This is a genomic window from Anoxybacillus sp. PDR2 (genome assembly GCF_009834045.1).
In the GTDB taxonomy this organism is placed as follows: Bacteria; Bacillota; Bacilli; order Bacillales; family Anoxybacillaceae; genus Anoxybacteroides; species Anoxybacteroides rupiense.
In genome coordinates, this window is the sequence record NZ_CP047158.1 from 614581 (window position 1) to 629625 (window position 15045).

Here is a 15045-nt window from a genome sequence, read left to right on the forward strand (position 1 = left end):
CCCAAACAAATGAGGGATGTTAAAATGGTTGTAGACAGAGTCTATGTGGACTTTGTCTACAACCTGATTGCTTCTGTTTTTTAAAAACAGTTTCTAGTTGTTTCGTCTTTGACTTTGACGAATTCCGGAAGCAGCTGCGCGTGCTTCAGCTTCTAAATCTTCATGATCGGCAAGTTCACGTGAATATTCAACATCTAAACCATCCGATTTGAGCTGTTTTGGAGCTTGTGGAAGAGATGCTTTGTTTTTGTCGCGTGTGCGTTGTCCGTGAGATCTGCCCATAACAACTGCCCCCTTCATAGCTAGGATGAATCAATCTTGATTCATGTTTAGGATGACACAGCGCGGAAAAAGTATAAGTAGTACATAAGTGTTGATGATCCATTATTTTACTAAAAAATACAGGATGGTCTCGTTTCTGCCTTCTTTTCTCAGACAAAAACGCCAGAAGGCCCATTCATTTGCCCGCTGGCGTTCGTTATTCGAGAAAAGGAATGCTAAGCATCAAACGATGTCAGATGGTTGTTATTAGGATCATCAACACAGCTGTCAATAGCAGGATTGGATTAATGACGGGCTTTTTTTGCTGTATAGCCCCCGGCTCGATCAGCCAATTTGAACTCGCGTGAATAGATCACTTCTTGAGCGCTAGACAGGGTGTTTTTTGTTTTTTCGCGTTTTCGTTTCTCATTCATCGTTTCGCCCTCGCTTTACGGCAGTTTTTTCATTGTTATTTTTCCCTATCCGCCTTCATTTTATGCAAAAAAAGGAACTGCTCAGCCAACTGTGAGAGTTCCTCTTTGTCTACGCTTCTTTTCTTTGCTGTTCTTCTTCTAAAAGCAGAGGACAGCGCATCGTATAAAGTGTGTAGTTGTCTTTTGAAATTTCGTATAAATGATAGATATCCTTACCTTGGTTGATTTCGTCAAATAAGCTTTTCCTTCTTTCATTTGCTAATGTGACATAAGGGAGTTTTTCTGCTGCTTTTATCGAGCGGACATTCACTTTGCGAATTCTCATAAAAATGGTTTGAATAGAAAGTTCATAAAATAATTCGTTAAAGAATGCCTGCTTTGCTTGTTGATTGTAACCTTGGCCGTGATAAGGCTTGCCTAGCCATGTTCCTAAAAATCCTGCTCCATCTTGAACATCGAACAAGCTAATCGTGCCGATCGGATTGCCCCATTCATCTAAAATGGTCCGCGAAATGAGCTCACCGCGTTCTTCAGCTTCGATGGTTTGTTTAGTAATAAAGAGAAATTCCTCATAGGAATGGGCTTTTTGGCGCACAAAAGGGAAGACCTCAGGGTGCACCATTAGTTCGTAAAGAGCTTGACAATCCTGCAATTCACGTTTTTTTAACATTGCATTTCCCTCCTGTTTTGAGGGCAGCTTGCACGTGGGAAACCACCCTCGAAATTTTTTAATGTATTTCAATCAAAAAATTTCGGGGTGGGAATCGAACCCACTAGAACCAGCATCTCGGCTGGTGGCGCACCATTTGCCTTCCCTTGATTTGAAGCGTCATTATCTAATTGTAGGTCCATTTTTCATGTAATGGCTTCCTTCATCATACATGATTATGTGTAAAAAGGAAATAGCTTTTTTGTTAATTTTTTGTGTATATTATTTCCCCATTTACCATGGTGAAAATAGGTTTTGCCAAGTAGTGGAACGGATGGGCATTCCATAGAACAAGATCCGCGTCTTTACCAACTTCTAGGCTGCCGATGCGGTCATCCACTCCTAAATTGCGTGCTGGAAGAATCGTGATCCCTTCGATTGCTTTTTGCTCTTCCAGTCCCTCACGGACAGCGACGGAAGCACAAATATTTAAATATTGAATAGGCGTATAGGGATGATCGGTTGTTATTGACACTTCGACACCGGCATCATGAAGAATTTTATATGTCATCCAGCTTTTATTTGTCAGTTCGACCTTTGAGCGGCGTGTCAAGGTTGGCCCGACCGATACTTTTAATTTTTTCTCACCTAATTCTTTGGCGATAAAGTGTCCTTCTGTGCAATGCTCAATACGTAAATCGAGATGAAACTCTTCTGCGAAGCGGATAGCGGAAATAATGTCATCAGCTCTATGAGCATGAATGCGTACAGGGATTTCTCGTTTGAGTGCACGAACAATTGGGGCCGTGCGCAAATCTTCAGGATGAGTGCAATATTTTGCTTTATAAAAGGTTTCACGAAGCATTCCCATAATGCCCATGCGGGTAATGGATGCTTCGCTGCCATTGCTGTGGATGCGCTTTGGATTTTCCCCGAGCGCAATTTTTAAACCGGCCGTTTCTTTTATTAACATGCGAGAAACGTTTGTTCCATATGTTTTAATAACGGAAGTCGTTCCGCCGATCACATTGGCGCTGCCCGGCATAATGTGAACGGCTGTAATCCCATGAGAAATAGCATCACGGAAGCCGGGATCAAAAGGATAGACGCTATCGATCGCTCGAATATGAGGTGTCATCATTTCGATCGTTTCATTGGCATCGTTTCCTGCCCAGCCTGTTCCTTCGTCATACAAGCCAAGATGTGTATGAACATCAATGAAACCAGGAAATAAATGCTTTTCTCCACAATCAATCACTTCTGTTTGTTCATCAGGACATAATTGATAGCCGATTGCTTTGATTCTTCCATTTTCTATAAGTAAATCTGCCTGATGCATCGTCGCACTTGTGATAGGATGAATCGTTGCATTGGTTAATAATCGTTTTTTCATCGCCAACTCCCTTGTTGTCCGTGTTTGATCTGTTCTTTAAGCACGGGTTTGTGATGAAGAATTCCAAAACTTCAGACGGAGCGATCACTTGAGTGTTATCGCCATCGATAAAGAATCATGGCCGTATAACTAAAAGGCGGAGCAGTTACCTTGTTGACGGCCAGAGGCAATTTGGGACTTGCGTTTATCAAACGGATGTGTAAAAAGATTGAAGATCCATCCATGGATCTCGTCATTCCACTATTGAAAAACGGCAAGAATCTCATATGAAAGAGCCAAATGTTCCAAAGCTATATTCTGATGATAGGAAATAGCTACGACAGTCTGCGCCTATGATTCGCCGCTGTCTTTGAATAGATGGAGCAGTGCCGTGTCAAGAGAAGGAAAAGAAAACGAAAATCCTGATTCTTGTAGCTTTTTGGGAATGACTCGTTGACCTTCTAATACGAGGCTGCTCTTTTCTCCTAAAAGCAACCGCAGCATTGGTTCGGAAATAGGCAACCAATGAGGGCGCTTTAGAACGAAAGCTATTGTTTTCCCTAATTCATCCATCGTAACAGGAGACGGTGCTGTTAGATTGACAGGTCCGACAAGCTGTTCATGGGTTAGCATATATTCGATGGCTCGAACAACATCCTCTATATGAATCCATGAGACCCATTGCTTCCCCGATCCGATTGTTCCGCCCATCCAGCAGCGATATGGGAGCGCTATTTTTCCAAGCGCTCCTCCGTTTTTGCTGATAATGATGCCAAAACGAGCAAAAATGGTACGAGTTCCGAGTATTTGGGCCTGACTTGCTTCCTTTTCCCATTTCTTGACGGTTTGCGCAAGAAAATCGTTTCCAATCATTTCCGTGTTTTCGGTGAATGTATCGGTGAAGGAAGTTCCGTAAATGCCGATCGCGCTAGCGTTAATGAACACACGGGGGAGAGAAGGCAAAAGGCGCATAAAACGAATGATTTCTTTCGTGGAAGATAATCGGCTTTGGACGATTCGCTCTTTTCGTTTTTTTGTCCATCTTCCGCTGTTAATGGATTCTCCAGCCAAGTTAATGATCGCATCAAGTGAGGGAAGCGCGGCTTCTGGGCGGCTTTTAGCTGTCATCCATTGTATATAATGGACATTTGGCAACGAAGATGTGGGAGGGGTTCTTCTTGTCAAAATGTATAATTCATGATTCTTTTGCTGTAAGTAATGTGTGAGCGCTTTCCCAACAAAACCGGTTCCTCCAGCAATTGCAATGTTCAATTCATCCACCTCTTTTCTTTTTTACATAGTTCGCTTTATCGATGGTTGATTCCTTTTTTGATATCATAAATGATGGAGGGTTGATCATGCTTATTATTAAAATTGAGGTGCAGCAAGAAAACCGGGAACGTTTGATGATTCATGCACTTAAGGAAAATGGAGAACGTTTCTCGTTTAGTGTGGATCAAAATGTGCTGATTGAGTTTCGGCTGAAAAAAGGAATGGAAGTGGATGAATTTACATTTCAAGAAATAGTATATGCAGATGAAGTGAAAAAAGCATATCAAATAGCGCTTCATTTTCTTTCGTATCGCATGCGTTCTGAACAAGAAGTGGTCAATCATCTAAAGAAAAAAGGGAAAACGGAAGCGGTTATCCGCGACGTGCTACATGAATTAAGGAAACATCAATATGTAAATGACGAAGAGTTTGCGCAAGCTTATGTCCAAACACAAATAAAAACCACTTTAAAGGGGCCGGCCGTTATTCGCAGAGAGCTTGAAGGTTTGGGGATTGCAGAAGACCTCATTGAACAGTCCTTGTTGTTATTGACAGAGGATCGCCAGCTAGAAGCTGCCAAAAAGCTATATGAAAAAGCGATGAAACAGACCAAGCATCGTTCTGTTTATGAATGGAAGCAATATATTGAACAGCTATTGCAGCGCAAAGGATTTCCACGATGGATGGCTCAAAAAATAACGGATGAGCATGCACAAGCTCCAGACGAAGCAAAAGAATGGGAGGCGCTTGAGCACCATGCGCGGAAGGCCCATCGTCGTTATCAGGCTTATAATGGTTTGATATATGAGCAAAAAATGAAGCAAGCGCTATATCGAAAAGGTTTTTCGCTTGAAAAAATTAATGAAATGCTAAATAAGCTAAAAGAAGAGGAAAATCAATGAAGTAGAAATAAGCCTATGTTTATCTGTGGGGCTCGGTGTGCATGAGATGCAACAGATCTCTCAACATTTGTTTCTACGCGAGCGGTCGACGGTCGGGCGATTAAACACCGACCGTCGAAAAAAATGAGATTCTGCTTTTGAAGCGGCCATCAGTCCCAACTTCTTATGGCATCTGTAAAAAACGATATGAGCGGGCATTTAAGTCGACTAGGAAACGATGAAAGCCATGGGATGGCGTTGGAAAATTCATTGATTTATTGCAACGCTCTTATGCAGCTTCCCCCTTCATGAATAAAACCAGCTGGAGCGATATATTTTGCTGACGTGATCAGAAGCCAATGTTCCACCGGCATATGAAATGGGGATGTGACGATCACTGATATGGATGGCTATAACAACTTATTCGATTCAATGATCATTTCAGCCTGTCCATTTTCATTTTGAATAATATACTCAGCGATTTGTTCAGGAGGAAGAAGGCGGGAACGGTCTTGAATATGATCGGTTCCTTCCCAAAAAGGCGTGTCCATTCCTCCCATGTATACGGCTGTTATAGAAATAGGAGTGTTCTCAAGCTCTTTAACAAGACTTTCAGTAAATCCGCGAACTGCAAATTTAGTGGCTACATAAACAGATTCATTTACTTTTCCTCGCAGTCCGGCTGTCGAGATAATATTGATGATTTTTGCTTTAGGCAATGTTTGAAAATAGGGAAGAAAAGCTTTTGTCATATAAATGGTTCCGCAAACATTCGTTTCGATCATTTCATGAATTTGTTCGCATGTGAGGGAAGCGAGAGAACCAAAATGCCCGATCCCAGCGTTATTAATTAGACACCCTATTTTATGCTGCTGGATGATTTGTGCTGATACTTGGCAAACGTCTTCATAGCTTCGGATATCTAATGTGTAAATAAATGCTTGGCCTTCATTTGCTTCAATTTCTTGTTTAACGGCGAAAAGAGGGTACTCTCGTCTCCCCATTAAAATGATGGGATGCCCTTTCTTAGCGTATTTCAAAGCTAATTGCTTTCCTAGGCCTGTTCCTGCCCCTGTAATGACGATTGCTTCCATATGCTTATCCTCCGTTGACTGCTGTTCTTTATCCATCGTGGCTTGAATAATGGCTTTATAGCCTATCCGTTCATCCATGTATACAACTTGAAAATCATAACAGGTTTTTATTAGGAGATCAAGATGTCCAAATTATACTATAATGAAAAGCGAGGAGGAATGAAAGATAATGCAAAAACGGTATAGCGAGATGACAGAATATGAGCTGAAGCAAGAAATAGCCGCACTGACGGAAAAGGCGCGCAAAGCAGAACAAATGGGAATGGTGAATGAATTAGCGGTTTATGAGCGGAAAATCGCTATGGCAAAGGCGTATTTATTGAATCCAGAGGATTTTCAGCCCGGAGATATATATGAAATTGATGGAGATCCTGGCTCTTTTTTTAAAATTCATTATTTAAACGGAGTGTTTGCATGGGGATACCGATTGAATGGCGATGGTGAAGAGGAGGCTTTGCCGATTTCTTTGTTAATGAAGGCGTAACAGCCAGAGATGTGAAAGCTCTCTGGCTGTTACGCAAGCTTACGATTGTTTTCTTGTTTGTCGTTCCAAAATCATTAAATCGACGGTTTGTTGCGTTTCGCCATTAACTTGGGAGTGGGCATGCTTTGGGTTCGCCCATGGCTGCTGAAACGGATTGGAATAAAGATTATTGTAAAATTTTTTTCGAGAATGACGATTCACGATCCGGCACCTCCTGTATAGACGCCTAAGCCGGAAAAATTCGTCATGGACGTCTATAGATACATTCAAGGTAAAAAAACTTGACATAAGCAAGACATGGAAACGGATGAAAAACGATGGACGTCATTAAATAAGTGTAAGACGTTATTCATCCCGATGATTTGAAGCGCTCATGCGTTCCTGCGGATGGGTATTAATCGTGCCATTTGCGCGCTTAGAAGCGTATTCTGCCTTGGCACGAGGTTCGCCTTCTAATTTGTTATGATTTTGGTTAGGGAAGTTGCGTTCTTTATTGCGCATGACTCTGTTTCCCCTTTCGTCATTCCTGTTTGTGTTGTTTGCCAACACATTTTTAGTATAGCGAATTGTCGACATGTTATGTGTTCAAATCTTGGCAGGAAAGGAGAGGAAAACGATGACAATGAACGCATATTTTGAGCGGCTGACAAAGGAGTTGCTCGACCAAAATGATGCGCTGGCATATGCACAAGCACGAACGTGGGTAGAGCTATTATGGGAGGATTTTGAAGCTACTTATGCGCGTGCCGGTTATTCCTATAAGGGAAAAGAATTAACAGAAAGAGTGGTTCGACAATGGATTAGGCAATATGGTGCCAAGCTCCATGAATTCGAGGCCACAAATCCTAAGTACAAGCATTTACTAAACCGAGACGACTATTTAAAGCACTAAATAGGTGGTTGGTGGTTTCAACCGCTTTCATCCTGTGTCGCTGACCTTGTTTGTCCGCTTAAAACGTTTTGATTCGATTTGCGTCTTCACTCGGCTGCGTTCCTTGCTTGCCAAGCGTTTTCAAGCCGGTCTGATATGCAGCCAGCACAAGATAATGAGGACGTTAAAATGATTGTAGACAAAGCCCATTTGACTTTGTCTACAACGTGAAGCGATTGTGGGGATTTCAATCACTTATTAGCCCGGAATTAATTCGAGCTTTTTGCGCAATTTTCCTTCACTGAAAATCCACCCTGTATAAGAGCTGACAACATGAAAATGGCGATCAAGCTGTACAACAGCCACAAATGGATAGTATCCTTTGTTTCGATAGCGCAGGTCGGTAAAGCGAACTTCATAATGATCGCTATATTCATTGACTTCCCAGCGATAAACAGGTGAAAAAGAGAGAAAGGCTGCTAAATTTTCATCTTTTTTGGCTGCTTCAATCGCGGGATGAGAAGGAATTGGGCATCTTTCAAATGTATCTAAAATATGGATTGCGCCGTTTTTGGCACGGCCGACGAAAAAGTGGTCTTTGGCCGTAATCGCTAAATGCCATTCACGAAAACGCAAGGTCGGCACGGTAATGATTTGCTCCACATGCGGAATGGTTTCCATCACCGCTTTTTTAATCATGGCTTGCTGGCGAAAGCGAATGATATAATAGCCGACTAACAGCACGTAAATCGCTAAAAACGTATAGCCTGGATGAGCGCCAAGAAACAAAAGTCCGATGCCAGCAAGATGCATTCCAAAAATGGCCGGATCAAACGTATTAATCACGCCAAGAGCAACCCATTTTTTTGTAAATGGCCGCAAAGCCTGTGTCCCATAGGCATTAAAAATATCGACAAACACATGAAAAAACACAGCGATTGAAATCCAGATCCATAAATGAAACATATTGGATATAGGATAAAAATGAGCAATAACTCCTGTAATGAGTAGAGGCCAAATCAATAAAGCTGGAATGGAGTGAGTGATGCCGCGGTGATTGCGAATATATTTAGCGTTATTTTTTAGCTTTAAAACCGTATCTAAATCAGGAGCTTGAGAGCCTATTAGCGTACCGATTAAAACAGCTTGTGCTAAAGCTGGATCATGTGCAATAACAGGATCTAAAGTGGCGATGCTTCCTAATGCCACTCCCATGACAATATGTGTTCCTGTGTCCAACGAAGAAGCCTCCTTATAGTGTTCTGTTTCATAGTATATCCATCTTTTCTTTAGATGATTGGGTATGTACCAAACGATTGAAATTTTTTGTACATCCACACTATACTATCATTAGTTTAACATCTTGGAGGAGCAAACGTGAACCAACAAATGCAACCATTTATTGAAGAATTTCAGATCGAAGCGTTTCAGCGTGATTTAATTCAGTGGTTTGAGCGCGAGCAGCGCGATTTGCCGTGGAGAAAGGACAGTGATCCGTATAAAATTTGGGTATCTGAAGTGATGTTGCAGCAAACGAGAGTCGATACGGTCATCCCTTATTTTCATCAGTTTATGGAGCAATTTCCCACTTTAGAATCTTTGGCAACTGCTGATGAAGAGAAAGTGCTCAAAGCTTGGGAAGGGCTCGGATATTATTCGCGCGTCCGCAATTTGCATGCCGCGGTAAAAGAAGTAAAGGAGCGGTACGGAGGGAAAGTGCCTGACAGCGCCGAGGAATTTTCAAAGCTAAAAGGTGTAGGACCGTATACGACTGGAGCGGTGCTGAGCATCGCGTACGGGCTTCCAGAGCCAGCTGTAGATGGCAACGTGATGCGTGTATTATCGAGAATTTTTTTAGTAGAGGAAGACATCGCAAAGGTAAAAACGAGGAAAATATTCGAAAACATCGTAAGAATGATTATTTCTCATGAGAATCCTTCTTATTTTAACCAAGCTTTGATGGAGCTCGGAGCTCTCATTTGTGTTCCAGGGAAACCTGCTTGTTTGCTTTGTCCTGTTCAGGCCCATTGCCGAGCATTTGCAGAAGGAAGACAAGAAGAGCTGCCTGTGAAAACAAAAAAAGCGAAAGTGAAGGAGGTTTCTATCGCTGCTGCTGTTGTTATGGATAAACGGGGGCGTATTCTCATTCATAAGCGGGATCAAGAAGGGCTTTTAGCGAATTTATGGGAATTTCCAAACTGTGAGGTAGGAAAAGAACAGCCGCAAAAAGAATTGACCGCTTTTCTTAAAAAAGAATATGGCGCTTGCGTGGAGCTAAATTCTCCTTTTGCCGCTTTAGAGCATGTGTTTTCCCACTTGGTTTGGAATATTGTTGTATATTGTGGTACAATCATGGGCGATATAGCGGAAACAGATCGTCTAAAGCTAGTGAGCGAGCAAGAGATTCAGCAGCTTGCTTTTCCTGTGTCACACCAACGCATTTGGAAAGAATATAAGCAATTCAAACAGGAAGGCGGATAAAAATCCGCCTCAGACTGTTAACAACTGCTGCCTTGGGCGGATCTGCACTTTGTATGACTGCGCTTCTTGTCTGCTAGTCGTCTGATGTGAAAACATGAGAGTGAATGATGGAAGGCAGACTAAAAAATCGTCCTTAGTCATAGGATGGCCTTGTTCCTTTTGTATAGGTAGCTTCTGTTCGTTTTACACCGCGCGCTTCAATTTCTTCAATGATTTCGCGATGAATGGCTTGTCCCTCCGCGTTTAAATACGGGGCTATTTGCTGGAATGAATGGTGAAAGAAGGCGAGTTCGCTATCTTTCCATTTCGATTTTGGTATCATGGAAAGTTCTGTCATATCACGACCAACATACATGGGCTATTCCTCCTTTTTCTCAATAGTGTAAAAAATAGCCCGTAAATTTATACATAATAAAGGAGAGGAAGAAATGAGCAAAAAAGTGGCAGTAGTGACTGGAAGCAGCCGGGGAATTGGCAAAGCGATTGCCCTTCGATTAGCGCAGGAAGGTTACGATATCGTTGTCAACTATGCGCGAAGCAAGGAAGCAGCTTTACAGACGGCGAAAGAAATTGAAGCATTAGGTCAACATGCGCTTGTAGTCAAAGCGAATGTAGGAAAAGTTGAAAAGATCCAGGAAATGTTTGCACAAATTGACGAAGCTTTTGGTCGAGTAGATGTTCTCATTAATAATGCTGCATCTGGAGTATTGCGGGCAGCGATGCAATTGGAAGAATCCCATTGGGATTGGACAATGCATATTAACAGCAAGGCCTTGCTCTTTTGCGCGCAAGAAGCAGCAAAGCGTATGGAAAAGGTCGGAGGCGGAAAAATTGTAAGCATTAGCTCTCTCGGTTCCATCCGATATTTAGAAAACTATACAGCGGTAGGGGTTTCAAAAGCAGCTGTTGAGTCGTTGACTCGCTATCTAGCTGTAGAACTAGCGGCGAAAAATATTTCTGTCAATGCCGTCTCTGGCGGGGCAATTGATACAGACGCATTGAAACATTTTCCGAATCGCGCTGAATTGTTGGCTGATGCTGTTGCCAAAACGCCAGCCGGACGAATGGTCGAGCCGAAGGACATCGTCAATGCTGTTTTATTTTTATTATCTGATCAAGCGGAAATGATACGAGGACAGACCATTATTGTGGATGGTGGCAGATCTTTATTAATGTAGCATGGTTGATCCATTTTTTTCTTAGGCTATCCGAATTTTTAACATACTGCGCTGAGAAGTCTTCCATCTCTTAACGGAGCGGGGGGAAGGTTCATGAATGGATATGGGCTGTTTTTTCGTTCCATTGGCTGCTATCTATCGCTTGTCAGACGAAGAAATTCAACTTGATTTTATTTACGTCTGCCGGCGTAATTTTTTGCGGATAAAAAAATCACCTCCTGGACACATTAAAGTCGTGGAGGTGATAACGATGGCAAAACAACCAAACAAAACGGCTGCTGGTACAAACATTCAAGAGGTAAGACAACAAAACGCTCAAGCTGGTGCGGCAGGACAATTTGGCACAGAATTTGCTGCTGAAACAGATGTCCAAGAAGTAAAACAACAAAACGCTCAAGCTGAAGCGCGCAAATCACAAAAATCATCACGCTAAGCGTCCAATGCGTGAACATGCTTGACTATATCATTATAGGCACTCCTTTTTTCGGTAAAGGGGTGCCTTTTTATATCCTGTTCGTAAGGTGCTGTCTACCTTCAAGCGCCATCAGTTTGCGCACTGTGGCAGCGACATGTTGAGCCGTTTTGCTGAGTTATCTGCGCAATCTCTCCTCGGCGGGACGTTTTGCGCTTTTTTATCTACATGCTCGACAAAAGTTATCACTACTCTACAGATATAGTCAAAGGAAATTCCTGCTCTTTTCCCGAATGTATTAAGATAGAATGATGAAAGGGGAGAAAGGGTATGGAGCTTTTTGATCGTTTAGTCGGCGAGCAGCTAAAAACGATGGAGCAGCTATTATTTTTGCAATCAGAAATTGAGAGATGTCAATCCATAGAAGAAGAATTAATTGAACTGCAAAATGAAGCGAAGCTGCAATCGGTTCAAGAAGAAATTCAGCAAATGAAGCAGCAATTAAAAGAAATTCAGCAAACATTTGAAAAACAAACGGAGGAAGTCATTCGATCCTACCAGCGCCATTATTGTCATGCGGGCGAGCCATCATAATGAGTTGGTGGCTCTTTTGTTTTCAATTCGGAGCGAAATTATTTATAATATATTCAAATGTATCTACCAAGCGTCCCTTGTTTGAGAAGGGCATACTTGTTCGGAAAGTAAATAGTCTTGCCGACTAGGGCAAAAAAAGCGAGAAATTCAATACGGTTTATTGGTTTGGGTTGGATCATTATATATAGAAAGTGTCCATATGAAAGTAGGTAAGAAAAATGACGACAAAATATCCACGTGAAGGAGAAATTATCCAAATTCAAAGCTATAAGCATAATGGTTCGATTCATCGAATTTGGAAAGAAACATTGGTATTAAAAGGAACGTCCAATTATATTATTGCAGCAAATGATCGAACAGTTGTGACAGAATCTGATGGAAGGACTTGGATTACTAGAGAGCCTGCCATTTGTTTTTTTCACGCGAAGCATTGGTTTAATATTATCGGAATGATTCGCGAGGATGGCGTTTATTATTATTGCAATTTAAGCTCGCCGTTTGTTTGGGATCAAGAGGCGCTTAAATATATTGATTATGATCTTGATATAAAAGTTTTTCCAAGCATGACCTATAATCTTTTAGATGAAGATGAGTATGAGCGCCATCGACAGGAGATGAATTATCCAGCTGTGATCGATCGCATTTTAAAAAATAATGTTCAAAAGCTCGTTAGCTGGATCCAGCAGCGAAAAGGACCGTTTGCGCCTGATTTTATTGACATGTGGTATGAGAAGTTTCTTTCATATCGCAGTTAATACTAGTGTTCAAAAAAATGGGGCTGTCCAAAAAGTCAGGGTAACTGACTTTTTGAAGCCCCTCTCATTTTTTTCATTTTTTAAAAAAGTACACAAAAAAATCGTCCTATCCTGTAAAATGAAGGTACCAGCACAACATTCCAGAAAGGACGATTTTTATGAGCAATCAAATGATTACTACTGAAAATTATAACACGCAAATGACACTTTTTCCAGAGACAGAGGAAAAAAAGCCCTCTAAAAGACCATTAGCCCCTACTTTTAAACCCTATGACAATCGTCAAACTCAAGTGATTTTTGATATTGAAGCCCTTATACCAGAACATCACGTCGCACGAGTAGTGGACGAAATGGTGGAATCTGTACCAGATGAGCTATTGTTTTCTCATTATAAAGGTGGTGGCAGAAGTTCCTATCATCCCAAAATGATGCTGAAAATCATTCTGTATAGTTATTCCCAAAAGGTTTATTCCTGCCGTGGAATCGAAAAACTCATAAAAGAAAATCTTCCTGCCATATGGTTAGCTGCGATGCAACAACCCGATTTCCGCACGATCAATGAGTTCCGCGGAGAACGGATGAAAGCCTTGATGGATGAGTTATTTGAAGCCATGATTCTAAAATTGATTGAAGAAAAGTACATCACAATGGAAAACTACTTTTTGGATGGCACCAAGATGGAAGCCAACGCCAATAAGTATTCTTTCGTGTGGAAAAAATCAACAGAGAAATGGGAAGCAACATTAAAAGAAAAAATTCAAGAAACACTTGAGTACATTCATGAATTGACACCATTAGAAGCTGGAACGGGAGAAAAGGAAACCGAACAACGTGAAGAGATCACCGAACATCATTTAGAGACAGTCGCTAAGGAGATAGAAGAAAAAGTTGAAACGCTAACAGAGGAAATAGAAAAGGAACCAGAGACAAAGATTCGTAAGGAAAAGCGCCAAGAATGCAGGAAATGGAAAAAACCTTTAAAGCTGATTCGGGAAAATTTCTTACCACGACTAGCTACATACAAGGAACAGAACGAAATCTTTGGCGACCGTAACAGTTATTCCAAAACAGACAAAGACGCAACCTTCATGCGCATGAAAGAAGATCATATGAAAAACGGTCAGCTCAAGCCAGGGTATAACGTGCAAATAGGGACAGAGAATCAGTTTATCTTGTTTTATACGATTCACCAACGACCTACAGACACGCGTTGTTTGATCCCACATTTGGAGAAACTGGCGGCTACTTCTTTACCGATGCCCAAAACCATCATCGCGGATGCAGGATATGGCAGTGAAGAAAACTATGTATATGCGATTGGTGATGAGAAAGAGCCTCGATTGGATTTTCTCATTCCTTATGGATCCTATGTACGAGAACAGACACGCAAAGACAAAAAGGATATCAAAAACGCGAAAAACTGGACCTATTGTGAGCAAGATGATGGTTTTATTTGCCCGAATGGAAGAAAAGTAACGTTTAAAAAATATCAAAACCAAAAGAATCCATCTGGTTATGAACAAAGCTTCAAAATATACGAATGTGAAGATTGTACAGATTGCCCATTAAAAGCGAAATGCACGAAGGCGAAGGGCAATCGTCAAGTTCACTGGAATACCGTCTTCGAAGAAATGAAAGCGAAGGCAAAAACAGCCCTTGAATGTGAAGAGAAAGCCGCCATCTACGCTCGGCGCAAAGTCGAAGTAGAAAGTGTGTTCGGTCACATCAAGGGCAATCGGTCGTTCCGCAGATTTTCTTTGCGGGGCCTCGACAAGGTACATGTCGAGTTTGGGATTGTGGCGTTAGCCCACAACATACTGAAAGTAGCAGGCATCCGCCAGCTACTTTCGAAGAAAAATCGAAAAAATACAAAAGCAAGTGGAGAAAAACGGCTCGTTTTTCTCCACTTGTTTCATTTTAGGGACTTATCAGACAGCCCCATTTTTTCGTGTAGATTCAGATTGGAAAAGCGGCATAAATAAAAAATAAAACTGTTCAAACGTCCAGAAAATGATTGGGGATGTCGAAAAATCAATGAACATAGGCTATAGATACAATTTAATGCGTCACTCCAAAGTGCAATCAGGGCAAGTAGGTGATTTGCCTTTGTCCGTAGGTTTGTAGTTGTATGTAAGAGACGAAGCCGCTGTCTTTGGATTGATAAAGAGATAAAGTAAAAAAATATTCATCATTATTGAAGGAAATTAAATACAAAGAGAGCGTGCACAACCAGTTATTGATCGGACATGCTGCGCGGCGAGGATTTTTAATATCATATCGGAGATTTCGCAGATACTTTTCTTCATA

At 41.5% G+C, this 15045-nt stretch carries 19 protein-coding genes; 9 read left to right on the forward strand and 10 right to left on the reverse strand.

Annotated features, from left to right (window positions below; genetic code table 11):
- Nucleotides 1-93: 93 nt before the first annotated feature.
- From GRQ40_RS02875 to GRQ40_RS02895, 5 genes are all read right to left on the reverse strand, one after another.
- Entirely contained in the window at nucleotides 94-282 is a 189-nt protein-coding gene (locus GRQ40_RS02875) for a YfhD family protein (RefSeq protein WP_159719345.1), read from the reverse strand.
- Between the two features lie 284 nt (nucleotides 283-566).
- Nucleotides 567-695, reverse strand: a complete 129-nt coding sequence (locus tag GRQ40_RS02880; protein ID WP_080860125.1) for a YfhE family protein — start codon at nucleotides 693-695, stop codon at nucleotides 567-569.
- Between the two features lie 109 nt (nucleotides 696-804).
- The gene (locus GRQ40_RS02885) at nucleotides 805-1365 is read right to left on the reverse strand and encodes a GNAT family N-acetyltransferase (RefSeq protein ID WP_080860124.1); all 561 of its coding nucleotides are present in this window, start codon (nucleotides 1363-1365) and stop codon (nucleotides 805-807) included.
- 244 nt (nucleotides 1366-1609) lie between these two features.
- A complete protein-coding gene (locus GRQ40_RS02890) occupies nucleotides 1610-2737 on the reverse strand; it encodes an amidohydrolase (protein WP_159719346.1) in 1128 nt (375 codons plus the stop codon).
- 330 nt (nucleotides 2738-3067) lie between these two features.
- The gene (locus GRQ40_RS02895) at nucleotides 3068-3988 is read right to left on the reverse strand and encodes a TIGR01777 family oxidoreductase (RefSeq protein ID WP_159719347.1); all 921 of its coding nucleotides are present in this window, start codon (nucleotides 3986-3988) and stop codon (nucleotides 3068-3070) included.
- Nucleotides 3989-4074: 86 nt separating this feature from the next.
- On the opposite strand from GRQ40_RS02895, the gene recX reads away from it, so the two are divergent.
- Complete coding sequence (gene recX, locus GRQ40_RS02900) at nucleotides 4075-4890, forward strand: recombination regulator RecX (protein ID WP_236546389.1); 816 nt, start codon at nucleotides 4075-4077, stop codon at nucleotides 4888-4890.
- Nucleotides 4891-5279: 389 nt separating this feature from the next.
- Here the strand turns inward: recX and GRQ40_RS02905 are convergent, their stop codons facing one another.
- Nucleotides 5280-5963 carry an SDR family NAD(P)-dependent oxidoreductase gene (locus GRQ40_RS02905; RefSeq protein ID WP_159720739.1) on the reverse strand — a complete coding sequence of 228 codons (684 nt, stop codon included), beginning with the start codon at nucleotides 5961-5963 and terminating at the stop codon, nucleotides 5280-5282.
- Nucleotides 5964-6132: 169 nt separating this feature from the next.
- Between GRQ40_RS02905 and GRQ40_RS02910 the strand changes: the two genes are divergently transcribed.
- Nucleotides 6133-6447 carry a YfhH family protein gene (locus GRQ40_RS02910; protein ID WP_159719348.1) on the forward strand — a complete coding sequence of 105 codons (315 nt, stop codon included), beginning with the start codon at nucleotides 6133-6135 and terminating at the stop codon, nucleotides 6445-6447.
- Between the two features lie 39 nt (nucleotides 6448-6486).
- Here the strand turns inward: GRQ40_RS02910 and GRQ40_RS02915 are convergent, their stop codons facing one another.
- The gene (locus GRQ40_RS02915; protein WP_080860116.1) at nucleotides 6487-6648 is read right to left on the reverse strand and encodes a YpzG family protein; all 162 of its coding nucleotides are present in this window, start codon (nucleotides 6646-6648) and stop codon (nucleotides 6487-6489) included.
- Nucleotides 6649-6792: 144 nt separating this feature from the next.
- Nucleotides 6793-6948 (reverse strand): small, acid-soluble spore protein K, encoded by a 156-nt coding sequence (locus GRQ40_RS02920; protein WP_066146776.1) that lies wholly within the window; start codon nucleotides 6946-6948, stop codon nucleotides 6793-6795.
- Nucleotides 6949-7069: 121 nt separating this feature from the next.
- Here GRQ40_RS02920 and GRQ40_RS02925 point away from each other — a divergent pair, with 121 nt between their 5' ends.
- Nucleotides 7070-7339, forward strand: coding sequence for a YfhJ family protein (locus GRQ40_RS02925; protein ID WP_066146834.1), 270 nt, complete (start codon nucleotides 7070-7072; stop codon nucleotides 7337-7339).
- A 237-nt stretch (nucleotides 7340-7576) separates the two neighbouring features.
- Here the strand turns inward: GRQ40_RS02925 and GRQ40_RS02930 are convergent, their stop codons facing one another.
- The gene (locus GRQ40_RS02930) at nucleotides 7577-8557 is read right to left on the reverse strand and encodes a metal-dependent hydrolase (protein ID WP_066146779.1); all 981 of its coding nucleotides are present in this window, start codon (nucleotides 8555-8557) and stop codon (nucleotides 7577-7579) included.
- A 150-nt stretch (nucleotides 8558-8707) separates the two neighbouring features.
- Between GRQ40_RS02930 and mutY the strand changes: the two genes are divergently transcribed.
- Nucleotides 8708-9799 carry an A/G-specific adenine glycosylase gene (mutY, locus tag GRQ40_RS02935; protein ID WP_080860173.1) on the forward strand — a complete coding sequence of 364 codons (1092 nt, stop codon included), beginning with the start codon at nucleotides 8708-8710 and terminating at the stop codon, nucleotides 9797-9799.
- A gap of 133 nt (nucleotides 9800-9932) precedes the next feature.
- Here mutY and GRQ40_RS02940 read toward each other — a convergent pair whose 3' ends face one another.
- Nucleotides 9933-10154, reverse strand: a complete 222-nt coding sequence (locus GRQ40_RS02940) for a hypothetical protein (protein ID WP_044741741.1) — start codon at nucleotides 10152-10154, stop codon at nucleotides 9933-9935.
- Between the two features lie 73 nt (nucleotides 10155-10227).
- Here GRQ40_RS02940 and fabL point away from each other — a divergent pair, with 73 nt between their 5' ends.
- From fabL to GRQ40_RS02965, 5 genes are all read left to right on the forward strand, one after another.
- A complete protein-coding gene (fabL, locus tag GRQ40_RS02945; RefSeq protein ID WP_159719349.1) occupies nucleotides 10228-10977 on the forward strand; it encodes an enoyl-[acyl-carrier-protein] reductase FabL in 750 nt (249 codons plus the stop codon).
- Between the two features lie 250 nt (nucleotides 10978-11227).
- Nucleotides 11228-11410 carry a gamma-type small acid-soluble spore protein gene (locus tag GRQ40_RS02950; RefSeq protein ID WP_044741775.1) on the forward strand — a complete coding sequence of 61 codons (183 nt, stop codon included), beginning with the start codon at nucleotides 11228-11230 and terminating at the stop codon, nucleotides 11408-11410.
- A gap of 309 nt (nucleotides 11411-11719) precedes the next feature.
- The gene (locus GRQ40_RS02955; protein ID WP_044741739.1) at nucleotides 11720-11983 is read left to right on the forward strand and encodes a YgaB family protein; all 264 of its coding nucleotides are present in this window, start codon (nucleotides 11720-11722) and stop codon (nucleotides 11981-11983) included.
- A gap of 218 nt (nucleotides 11984-12201) precedes the next feature.
- Nucleotides 12202-12738, forward strand: coding sequence for a nucleoside tri-diphosphate phosphatase (locus GRQ40_RS02960; protein WP_044741738.1), 537 nt, complete (start codon nucleotides 12202-12204; stop codon nucleotides 12736-12738).
- Nucleotides 12739-12896: 158 nt separating this feature from the next.
- Nucleotides 12897-14720, forward strand: coding sequence for an IS1182 family transposase (locus GRQ40_RS02965; protein WP_236546390.1), 1824 nt, complete (start codon nucleotides 12897-12899; stop codon nucleotides 14718-14720).
- Nucleotides 14721-15045 lie beyond the last annotated feature (325 nt).